Below are 13,853 nucleotides of genomic sequence, written 5' to 3' on the forward strand. Positions count from 1 at the left end.
CTTCAACCCTGGGCTGCTCGATGGCTCAGCATGATTTGGAATAAACGAACTGCATTATATTCCAAATCGATAGCAGACGCAGTGAAAAATCCCAGGGTGAACCATAGCCTCCTGCTATTGCGATCGCCCTTTCCGGGAACAACCGCTGACCGCCGTCGGCGGACTGTCACAACATCGACTTATCCCCACCATCATTCATTCACAGAAGCGCTGAATGTCCCTGTGGATAACCCTTTGACAGATGACGCCGGGCCGCTTCTGACGCTCTTTCGCGGCGCTTGATCAAAAATTCACCAGCGGTGCAGCAAAATACAGTGCGAGGGATGCACAAATTTCCGCCGAGGACGGCTGACACTCCTCGAGCGGCGCGATAGAGTGCACGCTGATCTTTCGGAGGGGCCATGCAAGCGATCCATCGTCTTCACGACTTTTTCACCCTGACCGGTGCCGAGGTGCGTCTCTATCATATGGGACGGCGTGTGCACCCCTGCGCGCTCGAGACCCTGGCAGACTTCGAGAGCGGCCAGGTCCCCTGGCCGGAACCCTGGCAGGGTCGTGCCCGCCTGGCGCTGGTGTTTCGCCTGGGTGACATGAGCGACCCGCTGATCTGGTTCCTGGCGCTGCCGGTGGACGAACAGGGCCTTCTGGATGCCGCCCAGCGGGACGCCTTCCTCGAGCGCCTGCTGTCCACCCTGGGACGCAGCGCAGAAGCGCTGGAGCAGTCCGACGGCGGCGAGATCGACAATCTGATGAAGGACAACCCGCTGGCCTTCACCCCTTCCCTGACCTTTCAGGCGATGCTGCACGCTCGAGCCAGCGCCGATCTGGAGCGTCCCGCCAGCGAGCACCTTGAGCCGGTCGAAGCCTTCCTGTCGGGCCAGGGTGGCCACGACTGGCAGGCGCTGGGCCTGCAGGGGCTGGCCGACCATGTGGCGCGTCTCACTCCCGAGACTGAGGCCTCGCTGGTGGCCGCTATCCCGCAGCTGCACAGCGAAGTGCTGACATCGCTATGCTACTGTCTGGAACATGTAGCACTATCAGCAGAGCTTGCGGAGGCGCTGCGTCAGCGCGGCGAACAGGCCGCCAGCCAGGGCGACATCGAGACCTTCTGCGCCTGTGTACGCGCCGTGGGCAACGCGCCCGACAGCCTGGCCGGTGACTGGTTCGACGCCTTGCTGGCCGATAGCGATGCCTGCGGCCCGGACACCCTCGCGGCAATCGCCGCACGGGGCTGGCAACACCTGGAGCACGCCGAGCGCCTGCCGCTGTTTCTGGAGCGGGTCGCCGAATGCGACGGGGCCGACTTCCTGGCCGTTGCGAGGGACCTGGCGCAGATCCCCCGGCTGCGTCTGCCGGTACTGATGACGCTGCGTCAGGCCCCGAAGGACTCCGCCACCGCTCGCCGACTGGCGGCGGTCAAGGGCACAGGCGGTCATTGATTCGCTTGCCCGTGTGACGTTCGTTGCCACTGACAGTTCGACAACGGACGTCGCCTGAATAACAAGCAGCATCCCGCGACAAGGAGAAGACATGAAGGACCTGCCCTTTCAGGCTCAGGCCGTCGTCGGTCGCCGCGAGATGGTGATCCTGCCGCAGATGCACCTGCATCTGTGTGCCAAGGTGGACACCGGCGCTCGCACCTCGGCGCTGCACGCCGAGGAGATCGAGTCCTTCGAGGAGGACGAGATCCTGTGGGTCAGCTTCGTCACCCGTGCCGGCGGCCCCGACAGTCCGTCACACCAGTACCGTATGCACCTGCATGATCGGCGCAAGGTCACCAGCTCCAACGGCCAGGCCGAGTGGCGCTACTTTATTCGCACCCAGATGCAGATGGGGGATCTGGAATTTCCCGTCGAGCTATCCCTGACCGACCGGCGCAACATGCGCCACCCCATGCTTCTCGGTCGCCGCGCACTGCGCCGCCTGCTGGTGGCGCCCGGCGCCACCTTTCTGCACGGCGAACCCTGACGGATCCACCGCCCCTGACCTGGAGACTCGCACATGCATATCGCGCTGCTGTCCCGCAACCGCAATCTCTACTCCACTCGTCGCCTGGTGGAAGCCGCCGAACAACGCGGCCATACGGCCCGGGTGGTCGATACGCTGCGCTGCTACATGAGCATCGCTTCTCACCATCCGTCGATTCACTACAAGGGTGAGGAACTCGAGCCCTTCGACGCCGTCATCCCGCGCATCGGCTCCTCGGTCACCTTCTACGGCTGCGCCGTGCTGCGTCAGTTCGAGATGATGAACGTCACCGTGCTCAACGACAGCGTCGGCATCACCCGCTCCCGCGACAAGCTGCGCTCACTGCAGCTGCTGTCTCGCAAGGGCATCGGCCTGCCGGTGACCGGCTTCGCCCACTCCCCCGATGACATCCCGGACCTGATCACCATGGTCAAGGGCGCCCCGCTGGTGATCAAGCTGCTGGAAGGCACCCAGGGTATCGGCGTGGTGCTGGCCGAGACCAACCAGGCGGCGGAATCGGTGATCCAGGCGTTCATGGGCATGAAGGCCAACATCATGGTTCAGGAGTACATCAAGGAAGCCAAGGGCGCCGACATCCGCTGCTTCGTCATCGGCGACAAGGTGGTGGCAGCGATGAAGCGCCAGGCGGCCGAAGGCGAGTTCCGCTCCAACCTGCACCGCGGCGGCAGCGCCAGCGTCATCCGTATCACCCCGGAAGAACGCTCCACCGCCATCCGCGCGGCCAAGTCCATGGGGCTGCGCGTGGCCGGTGTCGACCTGCTGCGCTCCAACCATGGCCCCGTGGTGATGGAGGTGAACTCCTCGCCCGGCCTGCAGGGCATCGAGAGCGCCACCGGCAAGGACATCGCCGGCCTGGTCATCGAACACCTGGAAAAGAGCGCCACGGCGCGTCCACGGACCCGTACGCCGGCCAAACCCAAGGGCTGAAGCGGCAAGGGCTCAAGATAAAAGCCCCGTAAAGGATGACGCCGACGGGCGACCGATAGTACGGTCGCCCGTCTTCTTATTGGCGATCAGTTGTCCCTCATAAGCGCGAGGCTGTCCTTCGCCTACGACGATATCTCGCCGCAACCTGGTCAACTTTGTCAGCGCTTTTCGACCAAGGTCGAAGCGATCGACTATCCCACCGCAAGAATCATAAATATTTGCCACATTAGGGGTGGCAAAACTCCTGCTGGAGCCCCACAATTTGCGTCACCGGAGGAGGTGACGCGCATGTTTCTCGATAATCGCCAGGTGGCGATGGACAGCCTGCTGGAGGCCCTGGCCGACAGCGTCGACTATTTCCAGGACAATCTCGAGCGCCTGCGACCCTCGCTGCGCGACGCTCTGGAGCCCCACTTCGAGACGCGCCAGAAGACCATGCGCGAGCTCCAGGAGCTGGCGCGCGAACACCTCGACCTGCTGCCGCGTGATGCCGACGTCGAACGCGACGACTACATGTGGCTGTGGAGTCGTCTCAAGAGCTTTGTCGGCAACGACTCACAGGTGTTGATCAACGAGCTGCTCGAGCAGGAGCGGGTGCTGATGCAATCCCTCTCCACCCTGTTTACCCATCCCTTGCCGGGCCCCATCGAGCCGGTGATCGAAGAGGTATGGAAGGGTTGCCGCGCGCTGATTCGCGAGCTCTACGACCTGCAGAAGTCGACCGCCCAGAAGCGTGGCGCAGGCCGTCGAACCGTCAAACGCTGACGCCGCCGACCACAACGCCAATCCACGAAAACGCCTTGCCAGGCTCTGCCGGCAAGGCGTTTTTATTGGTGAAGCGGATGCCTGGGTAAAGGGGCCGCTCTCAGTTCTTGTCGGCGTCGGGCGTGCGCAGCAGCAATGGCGCCGCACTGGCGTCGCCTCTGGTCAACACCTCATCGATGATCTCGTGAAGACTTCGAGCCTCGATGCGAGCTGCCGGCGCCGCGATCTTCAAAGGCTCCAGCGGGCCAAGAAAGCGCGGCTCTCGTTGCCACAGGTAGAGATCGCCCAGGGTCGCCACCCGGGCCACCCACTCCCGCAGGATCAGCCAGCGAGAACCCTCCCTCTCGGGCGCCGGGCAGCCCTCGACCTCAAGCCCCAGGGCATCAGCGATGAACAGCGCCCGCGGCAGGTGCCAGTCCTGGGTAATCAATAGCGCGCGCTCCACCTCGAACACGTCGCGGGCCCTGGCCAGAGTATCGAAGGTGCTGAAACCGGCGTAGTCCAGCGTCATGTCGACCTCGCGCACGCCACGCGCCTTGAGGTCGCGCCACATGGTCACCGGCTCGTTGTAGTAGCGGGTGGCATTGTCACCGGACACCAGCAGGTGGCGCAGACGTCCCTCGTTCATCAACCGGGCGGCGGCGATCATGCGCCCTTCGAAGTGGGGATTGCGGGTACCGCTGCGGGTCCAGTGGGAGGTGCCGAAGACGATGCCGACCTGGTGGGGGCGGCATTCGACGAGTCGAGGAGCGATGCGATCGCGGGTGGTGGCCACCACCCAGGCGTTGGCCGCGACGAAGGCCAGGGCGAGCAACAGGACCAGGCTACCGAGACACAGCAGCAGGCGACGAAACATCGTGAACAGCGGCTCGCGCATGACGATTCCAATTGACAGCGGAAGTCAGGACCCGCTGCGCGGGCCAGAGAGGGCCGGGTCAGAACATGCCAAGTTCCAGCTTGGCCTCGTCGCTCATCATCTCACGACTCCAGGGGGGATCGAAGACGATCTCGGTATGCACCTTGGAAATCTGCGGTGCTCCCAGAATCTTGTTGCGCGCATCCGCCGCGATCACATCGCCCATGCCACAGCCGGGGGCGGTCAGGGTCATGCGAATGGTGACGATGCGCTCACCACTGATCAGGCGCTCGATACGACAACCGTATACCAGCCCCAGATCGACGATATTGACCGGGATCTCAGGGTCGAAACAAGTCCTCAGCTGGTCCCAGACAAATGCCTCGATCGCCGCATCGTCGGCCTCGGGGTCCAGTGTCGGGCGTGGCATCGGCTCGAGGCCCACCGCGTCCAGGTTGGATCCCTCGATCAGGTACAGACGCCCCTCGTAGGCAACACTCAGGGTGCTGCCCTTGGCCTGCATCACCGAGACGATGCTGTCCTCGTCAAGTGTCACCGTCTTGCCGAAGGGAATGGAGATGACCTCCACGTCCCGCTGCAACGGCAGTTGCTGGCCCTTGCTCAGTTGAGCAATCTGATCGTGTTCGCTCATGCAATTCCTTAGGCGGGTACGCCGAATGACTCCCTTGCCAACCAGGGCTCGAGGCGGCACGCGCCGCCCCGAGCCGCCCTGCTGCTTCAGCGCAGCATGCTGATCACCCGCTGGAGGCTCTCGACCAGCACGTCGACTTCCTCCGGGGTGTTGTAGGCCGCAAAGGAAGCGCGACAGGTGGCATCGACGCCGAACTGGGCCAGCAGCGGCTGGGCGCAGTGGTGGCCGGTACGAATCGCCACGCCGAGCTGGTCGATCAACAGACCGATATCCTGGCTATGCACGCCGTCGACCACAAAGGACAAGACGCCTGCCTTGTCCGGCGCGGTGCCCAGCACGCGAAGGCCATCCACCGCCGCCACGCTTTCGGTGGCGTGCTCGAGCAGGCGATGCTCCCAGGCGCTGATGTGCTCAAGGCCGATCGAGTTGACCCATTCGATGGCACGGCCCAGGGCGATCACTTCGGCGATGGCCGGCGTGCCCGCCTCGAACTTGTGGGGAATGGCGGCAAAGGTGGTCGGCGTCTCGAAGGACACCGTGGCGATCATCTCGCCGCCACCCTGCCAGGGCGGCATGGCCTCGAGCAGCGCCTCGCGGCCGTAGAGCACGCCGGCGCCGGTGGGACCATAGACCTTGTGCCCCGAAAATGCGTAGAAGTCGGCACCGATGGCCTGAACATCGATCGGCTCATGGGGTGCTGCCTGGGCGCCATCCACCAGAATCAGCGCATCGTGCTGATGGGCGACCCGGGCCATCTCGGCCACCGGGTTGATGGTACCGAGGGCGTTGGAGACGTGATTGACCGCCACCAGCCGGGTGCGCTCGCCGATCAGGTCACGGTAGGCGTCCTGATCCAGCGCGCCACGCTCATCCACCGGGATGACCTTGATGGTGAAGCCGCGCTCGGCCGCCAGCAACTGCCAGGGCACGATATTGGAGTGATGTTCGAGCTGGGAGATCAGCACCTCGTCACCGGGACCGAGGTTGGCGCGCCCCCAGCTCTGGGCCACCAGGTTGATCGCCTCGGTGGTGCCACGGGTGAACACGATCTCGCGGGTGCTCGCGGCGTTCAAAAAGGCACGCACGGTCTCCCGGGTGCCCTCGAAGGCCGCCGTGGCCTCGTCGGCCAGGGTGTGAAGGCCACGATGGATATTGGCGTTCATCTGGCTGTAGTAGTGATCGAACACCTCGATCACCTGACGTGGCGTCTGGCTGGTGGCGGCGTTGTCCAGATAGACCAGGGGCTTGCCGTGGACCTCCCGATCGAGGATCGGGAAGTCCTTGCGCACCCTCGCCACATCGAGCAGCAGATCGCTGAAGTGGGTCATGCTCAGTCCTCGTTGAGGGCCACGGCGGCTTCCACCAGACCGGCCAGGTGGAAGCGCTCGGGCAGCTTGCCGGCCACGGTCAGCTCGACCCGCTCGGACACCGCGTCCAGATTCACCTGGTCCATCACCTCACCGGCGAAGGCCAGGGTCAGCAGTCCACGTGCAGTGGCCTCATCCAGCCCGCGGGTACGCAGGGCAAACACCGCTTCCTCGTCGAGCTGACCGGTGGTGGCGCCGTGGGAACACTTGACGTCGTCGGCGTAGATCTCGAGCTCGGGCTTGGTGTCGATCTGGGCGCGATCGGAGAGCAGCAGGTTGGCGTTGCTCTGGTCGGCCTCGATCTTCTGGCTGTCGCGCTTGACGATCACCTTGCCGTTGAACACGCCGTGGGCGCGGTCATCGAGGATGCCCTTGTAGTTCTCGTGGGAGAAGGTGTGGGGCGCGTTGTGGTTGGCCAGGGTGTGGTTGTCCACGTGCTGGCGATTCTGGCCGTAGAACAGACCATTGAAGGTCACCTCAGCGCCCTGGCCATTGAGGTCGCTGACCAGGTCGTTGCGCACCAGTCCACCACCGAGGGTGATGTTGAAGGAGGTGAACTGAGCGTCGCGGCACTGCTCCACGTGGATACTGGCCACGTGCAGGTCCTGCTCGGGCGACTCCACCAGCTTGTAGTGGGTCAGGTTGGCGCCACGATCGAGCATCACCTCTTCCACCAGGTTGGTGAAGTTGGCGGCGCCCTCTTCACCCACATGGTGTTCGATCACGGTGGCCTGGCTGCGTCCGCCCGCCTCGATCAGGATACGCGGGTGGCTCATCACCGGCGCCTCGTTGGCCCGGGACAGGAACTGCAGCACGATAGGCTTGTCGACCACGGTGCCGGGCGCCAGGCGCACCAGCGCGCCCTCCTCGAAGAAGGCGGTGTTGAGCGCCGAGAAGGCCGAGAATTCGACCCCGGTCAGGCGCCCCAGCGGGCCGCCGACGGCCTCGTGGTTCTCTTCCAGGGCCTGGGACAGCGGCTGCACCTGCACGCCACCCGGCAGCTCGGACAGGTCCGACAGGGCGCTGGAAAAGACGCCGTCGACGAAGGTCAGACGGTGGGCGTCCAGCGGCAGCGTCAGGGCAGCGGCGCTGGCCTGGGAAAACTCGGCAGAGCCTGTGAGCTGGAAGTCGGTGCGACTAATGGCGCGCACGTCGGTGTACTTCCACTCTTCGACGCGGCGATCGGGAAAGCCCATCGCCTCGAAGCGGGCCGCACCGGCCTGGCGCCGTGCGGCGATCCAGGTGGGTTCGCCGCGGCGCGCCTCGCTGCGCTCGTTCAGACGATCGAGAAAGCGTTGCACATCACTCATGCAGCGGGCTCCTCTACGACCCAGTCGTAGCCACGGGATTCGAGTTCATGGGCAAGCTCGGCGCCGCCGCTCTTGACGATCCGGCCGTTCACCAGCACGTGGACGTGGTCGGGCACGATGTAGTCGAGCAGGCGCTGGTAGTGAGTCACCAGCAGGATGCCGCGATCTTCACTGCGCAGCGAGTTGACCCCATCGGCCACCACCTTCATGGCGTCGATGTCGAGGCCGGAGTCGATCTCGTCGAGCATCGCGAGCTTGGGCTGCAGCACCAGCATCTGCAGGATCTCGTTACGCTTCTTCTCGCCGCCGGAGAAGCCTTCATTGACGGCACGCTGCAGGAAGCTGTTGTCCATCTTCATGAAGGACACCTTTTCCTTGATCAGCTTCATGAACTCGGGTGCCGGAATCTCGCCCTCGCCGCGCGCCTCGCGCTGGGCGTTGAGCGCCGCCTTGAGCAGGTAGATGTTCTTGACCCCCGGGATTTCCACCGGGTACTGAAAGCCCAGCAGCAGACCGGCCTGGGCGCGCTCTTCGATCTCCATCTCGAGGACATCCTTGCCCTCGAAGGTGATCGAGCCCGCGGTCACCTCGTAGCCGTCCTTGCCCGCGATGACGGCGGACAGGGTCGACTTGCCGGCGCCATTGGGACCCATGATGGCGTGCACTTCGCCAGGCTGGATGGACAGGGTCAGACCCTTGAGGATTTCAGAGCCCTCGACGGTGACGTGGAGATCCTTGACTTCGAGCATGTAGACACCTTTGCGATGCCCGCCGCGCCGGGCGGCGGGAGAAAAACGAATAAGGGTGGAAGTTGCGCCGGGGGTCAGCCCACCGCGCCTTCGAGCGTCACGTTGAGCAGCGCCTCTGCCTCGACCGCAAACTCCATCGGCAGCTCCTGGAAGACGTCCTTGCAGAAGCCGTTGACGATCATGTTGACCGCGTCTTCCTCGGAGATACCGCGGCTCTGGCAGTAGAACAGCTGGTCCTCGCCGATCTTGGAGGTGGTCGCCTCGTGCTCCACCGTGGCCGTCGAGTTGCCGATCTCCTGGTACGGGAAGGTGTGGGCACCGCAGGTATCGCCGATCAGCAGCGAATCACACTGGGTAAAGTTGCGCGCGCCCTTGGCCCGCGGGCCGACCTTGACCAGACCACGATAGGACTGGTTGGAACGCCCGGCGGAGATACCCTTGGAGACGATGGTGGACTTGGAGCCCTCGCCCAGGTGGATCATCTTGGTGCCGGTATCGGCCTGCTGGCGACCGTTGGTCACCGCCACCGAGTAGAACTCGCCGATGGAGTCCTTGCCACGCAGGATGCAGGACGGGTACTTCCAGGTGATGGCGGAGCCGGTCTCGACCTGGGTCCAGCTGATGTGGGAACGGTCGCCACGGCAGTCGCCACGCTTGGTGACGAAGTTGTAGATGCCGCCCTTGCCGTCCTCGTCACCCGGATACCAGTTCTGCACCGTGGAGTACTTGATGCTGGCGTCTTCCAGCGCCACCAGTTCCACCACCGCGGCGTGCAGCTGGTTCTCGTCGCGCATCGGTGCGGTGCAGCCTTCCAGGTAGGACACCTGGGCCTTCTTCTCGCACACGATCAGGGTGCGCTCGAACTGGCCGGTGTTGGCGGCGTTGATGCGGAAGTAGGTGGACAGCTCCATCGGGCAGGTCACGCCTTCCGGCACGAACACGAACGAGCCGTCGGTGAACACCGCCGAGTTGAGCGCGGCAAAGTAGTTGTCGCTGGTCGGCACCACGGTACCCAGGTACTGCTTGACCAGCTCCGGATAGTCGCGGATCGCCTCGGAGATGGAGCAGAAGATCACGCCGGCCTCGGCCAGCTTGTCCTTGAAGGTGGTGGTCACCGACACCGAGTCGAACACCGCGTCCACGGCGACGCCAGCCAGGGCCGCACGCTCATGCAGCGGGATGCCCAGCTTCTCGTAGGTCTCGAGCAGCTTGGGGTCCACCTCGTCGAGGCTCTGGGGCTTGTCTTCCTCACGCTTGGGCGCGCTGAAATACGAGATCGCCTGGTAGTCGATGGGCGGATAGTCCAGATGGGCCCAGGACGGCGCGGTCATCTTCAGCCACTGATGGTAGGCGTCAAGGCGCCAATCGAGCATCCACTGCGGCTCACCCTTCTTCTTGGAGATGAAGGCGATGGTGTCTTCATCCAGCCCCGGCGGGATCGTGTCGCTCTCGATGTCGGTCACGAATCCTTCTTTATATTCGCGACGGACGAGCTGTTCCATTTCCTGACTTGCCATGATGTGTCCCCTCCCGGACGGTTCGGTCGGCGGGCGTTACCCGCCCAGGGTAATGAAGTCGATGTCGATGAGGCGCTGGTCAGGCTTCCGCCGCCAGGCTGATGCTCTGGATCGGCAGGCGAATCGGCAGCTTCAGCGGCGCGCTGTCGGCCAGGTGCGCCAGGGTGATGCTGTCGAGCAGTTCGCGGATCGCCAGCGACACTCGCTGCCAGTTGTCGGCCACCCCGCAGGTGGAGGCCAGGTCGCATTCGCCATCGGCGTGGCTGCATTCGGTCACCGCCACCGGCCCTTCGATGGCCGCGATGATGTCGCTGGCGGTGATCTCCGAGGCAGGACGCGCCAGGTAGTAGCCACCCTGGGCGCCGCGCCGGGACACCAGCAGTCCCGCGCGCACCAGCATCTTCAGCGTCTTGCTCACCGTGGGGTGAGGCAACTGCACCGCTTCGGCGAGCTCTCCGGCGGCGTGCGGCTGCTGGGGGTGACGTGCGATCTGTGCCATCACCACCGCCGCATAGTCCGTCAACCGGGAAAGCTTCAGCATGCCCATCTCCTCGGGGAGTTCCCCTCGTCGGTGCAGGGCTCAGCCCCTGCTTCGATTGGGGACCATTTTAGTCCTGTATAACCTCCATGTGAAGAGCGGCACACATCTATCACGTCGATAGTCCTCACGTTCTCGGCACGATCGCCGCCGATAGACACATTAAAACCAATCATTCTCATTTACTTTAACTATGCGTCCGGGTTGACAGCCTCACCCCCAAGCATCAGATCCATCAATTCCCGTCATTGCAGATCGTCATTCATGATCAAACCAAATAGATACTTCATTCTGCTAAGCTTGTGCCGTATCAACGGCCAGTGAACGCAACGCCTCGCCTCTTGTCAGGCCGAGCCGATGACGTGTGTCCTGGCCCAGGGCCGTTCACAGGCCCGACTCACCCCGCCGCGAGGCCTCGACAGGAGCTATTGCCTTGGAACTGATTCAGTACGCCCTGGACAACGCCGACCTGCTGTTGTCCCGGACCCTCGAGCACATCTCGCTGGTGGGCGTTGCCGTCGGCATCGCCACCCTCACCGGGGTGCCCATCGGCATCGCCATCACCCGCAACGAGCGCGTCGCCCAGGCGGTGCTCTACGCAGCGTCGATCATCGTCACCGTGCCCTCCATCGCGCTGTTCGGGATCATGATTCCGGTGCTGTCGCTGATCGGTCAGGGCATCGGCTACCTGCCGGCGGTGATCGCGGTGCTGCTGTACTCCCAATTACCGATCATTCGTAACACCTACACCGCCATCAACAACGTCGACCCGGCCCTGCGCGAGGCTGCCCGTGGCATCGGCATGAGCCACCGCCAGCGCCTGCGGATGGTCGAGATCCCACTGGCGGTGCCAGTGATCATGGCCGGGGTGCGCACCGCCGTGGTGCTCAATATCGGTGTCATGGCGATCGCCGCCTATATCGGCGCCGGCGGTCTCGGCACCTTTATCAGCCGTGGTATCTCCCAGTCCGACCCGCGCCAGCTGATCGTCGGCGCGGTGGCGGTCAGCCTGCTGGCGATTATCGTCGACTACGGCCTGCTGGCGGTGCAGAAGCGCTTCACGCCCAAGGGCATGGAAGGCGCCGCCAACGCCGCCTGACCATTTGTGTTCCGGCAGCGTCGGGAAAATACCGCCACGGCGGCTCGCGTCCTGCACGCCACACCGCCCGAGCGCAGCCGGAACGTCGATACGACAACAGGTGAGCCGCCGCCTCGACAGCGGCACCGTCGACGCCCATCGACGACCCGGAGCTCGCCGACGCCGACTTGCATACAAGGATTTGCTCATGATTCGTCTGGAAAACCTGACCAAGGTCTTCGATACGCCCAAGGGCGCGGTCGTCGCCGCCGACCACATCAACATGGAGGTCCCCAGCGGCGAGATCTGCATCCTGCTCGGCCCCTCCGGCTGCGGCAAGACCACCACCCTCAAGATGATCAACCGGATCGTGAAGCCCTCCTCCGGCAAGGTGTTCATCAATGGCGATGACACCACCGGCATGGACACCCAGGACCTGCGCCGCAACATCGGCTACGTCATCCAGCAGATCGGCCTGTTCCCCAACATGACCATCGAGGAGAACATCGCGGTGGTGCCCAAGCTGCTGGGCTGGGACAAGGCGCGCTACAAGGAGCGTGCCCGCGAGCTGATGCGCATGATCGCGCTGGAACCCGACGCCTTTCTCAAGCGCTATCCGTCCGAGCTGTCCGGTGGTCAACAGCAGCGCATCGGTGTGGCCCGGGCACTGGCCGCCGATCCCCCCGTGATGCTGATGGACGAGCCCTTCGGCGCCATCGACCCGATCAACCGGGCGGTGATCCAGGATGAATTCCTGAAGATGCAGCAGGACCTGAAGAAGACCATCATGTTCGTCAGCCACGATATCGACGAAGCGATCAAGATGGGGGATCGGGTCGCGGTGTTCCGCGAGGGCAAGCTGGTGCAGTACTCGTCCCCCGACGACCTGCTGGCGGCGCCGAAGAATGCCTTCGTCGAGTCCTTCCTCGGCGAGGACCGCGCGCTCAAGCGGCTGAACCTGGTCAAGGTCGCCGAAGTGGTCAGCGATGAGATCGGTACCGTCAAGCCCGAGGACACCCTGACCACGGCGCTCGCACGCATCGACGACTTCGGCTACCAGAATTCGATCCTGATGATCAACGACAAGCGCCAGCCGGTGGGCCTGATCAGCCGCTCCCTGGCCCGCACCACCAAGGGCTACTGCCGCGACCACTTCCAGAACGTGCCGGCCACGGTGAGTCTCGACGACGACCTGCGCAAGGTGGCCTCGCTGATGTTCGCCCAGGACATCACCTGGCTGCCCTGCGTCGACGAGGAGGGCCGCGTCTGCGGGCAGATCACCCAGCGCGCCATGACCCACCACCTAGGCGCCCGCTTCCGTACCAAGCAGCGCGAGACGTCCGCCGTGGCCGCCGAGCCCAAGGAGTGAGCCGATGCTGATTCGAAGCCTGAAAAGCGCCGGACTCGTCCTTGCCCTGATTGCCATCTTCCTGCTCGGGGTATGGGCCCAGGCCAGCGGCGCCATCGATGACTTCCTGTGGTACCTGCCCGACGTCCAGTATCTGGTGGTCCAGCACCTGTGGCTGACCTTCCTGTCGGGCAGCCTGGCGATCCTGGTCGCGATCCCGCTGGGGGTGTGGCTGTCGCGCCCGAGCATGGCCAAGGCCGCGGAATCGATGATGCAGGTGCTCAACGTCGGCACCACCATCCCCACCCTGGCGGTGCTGGCGCTGTCCATGAGCTTTCTCGGCATCGGCACCGTGCCAGCGGTGTTTGGCCTGTTCGTGGCCACCCTTCTGCCCATCGCGCGCAACACCTACGCCGGACTCAAGGGCGTCTCGCCGGCGCTCAAGGAGGCCGCTGCCGGGATCGGCATGTCGCCGACCCAGCGCCTGCTCAAGGTGGAACTGCCCAATGCCCTCTACGTCATCTTCGCCGGTATCCGTACCGCCCTGACCATCAACGTCGGCACGGTGCCCCTGGCCTTTTTGATCGGCGCAGGCGGACTGGGTGAGCTGATCTTCACCGGCATCGATCTCTACGATCCGATCATGATGCTGTCCGGGGCCATCCCCACCGCGCTGCTGGCGATCCTGGTGGACGCCCTGGTGGCCGGCGTGGCCTTCATCGTGGTGCCGCGCGGCGTCAATCCGGCGCGGGCCTGA

14 protein-coding genes are annotated in these 13,853 nt (G+C 64.3%); 7 read left to right on the top strand and 7 right to left on the bottom strand.

The features are described 5' to 3' along the window. The first annotated feature begins 401 nt into the window (after nt 1–401). The 4 genes from EBB56_RS08775 to EBB56_RS08790 all read left to right on the top strand — a co-directional run bounded on the left by EBB56_RS08775 (nt 402) and on the right by EBB56_RS08790 (nt 3,681). Complete coding sequence (locus tag EBB56_RS08775) at nt 402–1,439, top strand: DUF3549 family protein (protein ID WP_045995125.1); 1,038 nt, start codon at nt 402–404, stop codon at nt 1,437–1,439. 91 nt (nt 1,440–1,530) lie between these two features. Beyond that, nucleotides 1,531–1,968, top strand: coding sequence for a RimK/LysX family protein (locus tag EBB56_RS08780; protein WP_045995124.1), 438 nt, complete (start codon nt 1,531–1,533; stop codon nt 1,966–1,968). Between the two features lie 33 nt (nt 1,969–2,001). Then, nucleotides 2,002–2,916 carry a 30S ribosomal protein S6--L-glutamate ligase gene (gene rimK, locus EBB56_RS08785; protein WP_045995123.1) on the top strand — a complete coding sequence of 305 codons (915 nt, stop codon included), beginning with the start codon at nt 2,002–2,004 and terminating at the stop codon, nt 2,914–2,916. 288 nt (nt 2,917–3,204) lie between these two features. Further along, entirely contained in the window at nt 3,205–3,681 is a 477-nt protein-coding gene (locus tag EBB56_RS08790; protein WP_045995122.1) for a hypothetical protein, read from the top strand. A gap of 100 nt (nt 3,682–3,781) precedes the next feature. On the opposite strand, the gene EBB56_RS08795 is transcribed toward EBB56_RS08790, so the two are convergent. The 7 genes from EBB56_RS08795 to EBB56_RS08825 all read right to left on the bottom strand — a co-directional run bounded on the left by EBB56_RS08795 (nt 3,782) and on the right by EBB56_RS08825 (nt 10,673). Continuing rightward, nucleotides 3,782–4,558: a vancomycin high temperature exclusion protein gene (locus tag EBB56_RS08795; RefSeq protein WP_124803951.1), complete on the bottom strand. Its 777-nt coding sequence runs from the start codon at nt 4,556–4,558 to the stop codon at nt 3,782–3,784. A gap of 58 nt (nt 4,559–4,616) precedes the next feature. Further along, nucleotides 4,617–5,189 (bottom strand): putative Fe-S cluster assembly protein SufT, encoded by a 573-nt coding sequence (gene sufT, locus EBB56_RS08800; RefSeq protein WP_045995121.1) that lies wholly within the window; start codon nt 5,187–5,189, stop codon nt 4,617–4,619. 86 nt (nt 5,190–5,275) lie between these two features. Beyond that, complete coding sequence (locus EBB56_RS08805; protein WP_045995120.1) at nt 5,276–6,517, bottom strand: cysteine desulfurase; 1,242 nt, start codon at nt 6,515–6,517, stop codon at nt 5,276–5,278. A gap of 2 nt (nt 6,518–6,519) precedes the next feature. Continuing rightward, nucleotides 6,520–7,866: a Fe-S cluster assembly protein SufD gene (gene sufD, locus EBB56_RS08810; protein WP_108133009.1), complete on the bottom strand. Its 1,347-nt coding sequence runs from the start codon at nt 7,864–7,866 to the stop codon at nt 6,520–6,522. After that, nucleotides 7,863–8,615, bottom strand: coding sequence for a Fe-S cluster assembly ATPase SufC (gene sufC, locus EBB56_RS08815; protein WP_045995118.1), 753 nt, complete (start codon nt 8,613–8,615; stop codon nt 7,863–7,865). Before sufC ends, sufD begins: the two co-directional genes overlap by 4 nt. A 74-nt stretch (nt 8,616–8,689) precedes the next feature. Beyond that, on the bottom strand, nt 8,690–10,132 hold the full coding sequence (gene sufB, locus EBB56_RS08820; protein WP_045995117.1) for a Fe-S cluster assembly protein SufB: 1,443 nt from the start codon (nt 10,130–10,132) through the stop codon (nt 8,690–8,692). A 79-nt stretch (nt 10,133–10,211) separates the two neighbouring features. Then, nucleotides 10,212–10,673, bottom strand: a complete 462-nt coding sequence (locus EBB56_RS08825) for an SUF system Fe-S cluster assembly regulator (RefSeq protein WP_045995116.1) — start codon at nt 10,671–10,673, stop codon at nt 10,212–10,214. A 430-nt stretch (nt 10,674–11,103) separates the two neighbouring features. Here EBB56_RS08825 and EBB56_RS08830 point away from each other — a divergent pair, with 430 nt between their 5' ends. The 3 genes from EBB56_RS08830 (at nt 11,104) to EBB56_RS08840 (ending at nt 13,853) form a co-directional block, all read left to right on the top strand. Then, entirely contained in the window at nt 11,104–11,769 is a 666-nt protein-coding gene (locus EBB56_RS08830) for an ABC transporter permease (RefSeq protein ID WP_045995115.1), read from the top strand. A gap of 187 nt (nt 11,770–11,956) precedes the next feature. Continuing rightward, on the top strand, nt 11,957–13,117 hold the full coding sequence (locus tag EBB56_RS08835; RefSeq protein WP_045995114.1) for an ABC transporter ATP-binding protein: 1,161 nt from the start codon (nt 11,957–11,959) through the stop codon (nt 13,115–13,117). Between the two features lie 4 nt (nt 13,118–13,121). Next, the gene (locus EBB56_RS08840) at nt 13,122–13,853 is read left to right on the top strand and encodes an ABC transporter permease (RefSeq protein WP_124803953.1); all 732 of its coding nucleotides are present in this window, start codon (nt 13,122–13,124) and stop codon (nt 13,851–13,853) included.

Source organism: Halomonas sp. YLB-10, assembly GCF_003856855.1.
Taxonomy (GTDB): domain Bacteria; phylum Pseudomonadota; class Gammaproteobacteria; order Pseudomonadales; family Halomonadaceae; genus Halomonas; species Halomonas litopenaei.

What these genes read in the sequence shown, in the direction of transcription:
- EBB56_RS08775 (WP_045995125.1), top strand. Translation starts at nt 402, where the DNA reads ATGCAAGCGATCCATCGTCTTCACGACTTTTTCACCCTGACCGGTGCC.
- EBB56_RS08780 (WP_045995124.1), top strand. Translation starts at nt 1,531, where the DNA reads ATGAAGGACCTGCCCTTTCAGGCTCAGGCCGTCGTCGGTCGCCGCGAG.
- rimK (WP_045995123.1), top strand. Translation starts at nt 2,002, where the DNA reads ATGCATATCGCGCTGCTGTCCCGCAACCGCAATCTCTACTCCACTCGT.
- EBB56_RS08790 (WP_045995122.1), top strand. Translation starts at nt 3,205, where the DNA reads ATGTTTCTCGATAATCGCCAGGTGGCGATGGACAGCCTGCTGGAGGCC.
- EBB56_RS08795 (WP_124803951.1), bottom strand. Translation starts at nt 4,558, where the DNA reads ATGCGCGAGCCGCTGTTCACGATGTTTCGTCGCCTGCTGCTGTGTCTC.
- sufT (WP_045995121.1), bottom strand. Translation starts at nt 5,189, where the DNA reads ATGAGCGAACACGATCAGATTGCTCAACTGAGCAAGGGCCAGCAACTG.
- EBB56_RS08805 (WP_045995120.1), bottom strand. Translation starts at nt 6,517, where the DNA reads ATGACCCACTTCAGCGATCTGCTGCTCGATGTGGCGAGGGTGCGCAAG.
- sufD (WP_108133009.1), bottom strand. Translation starts at nt 7,866, where the DNA reads ATGAGTGATGTGCAACGCTTTCTCGATCGTCTGAACGAGCGCAGCGAG.
- sufC (WP_045995118.1), bottom strand. Translation starts at nt 8,615, where the DNA reads ATGCTCGAAGTCAAGGATCTCCACGTCACCGTCGAGGGCTCTGAAATC.
- sufB (WP_045995117.1), bottom strand. Translation starts at nt 10,132, where the DNA reads ATGGCAAGTCAGGAAATGGAACAGCTCGTCCGTCGCGAATATAAAGAA.
- EBB56_RS08825 (WP_045995116.1), bottom strand. Translation starts at nt 10,673, where the DNA reads ATGCTGAAGCTTTCCCGGTTGACGGACTATGCGGCGGTGGTGATGGCA.
- EBB56_RS08835 (WP_045995114.1), top strand. Translation starts at nt 11,957, where the DNA reads ATGATTCGTCTGGAAAACCTGACCAAGGTCTTCGATACGCCCAAGGGC.
- EBB56_RS08840 (WP_124803953.1), top strand. Translation starts at nt 13,122, where the DNA reads ATGCTGATTCGAAGCCTGAAAAGCGCCGGACTCGTCCTTGCCCTGATT.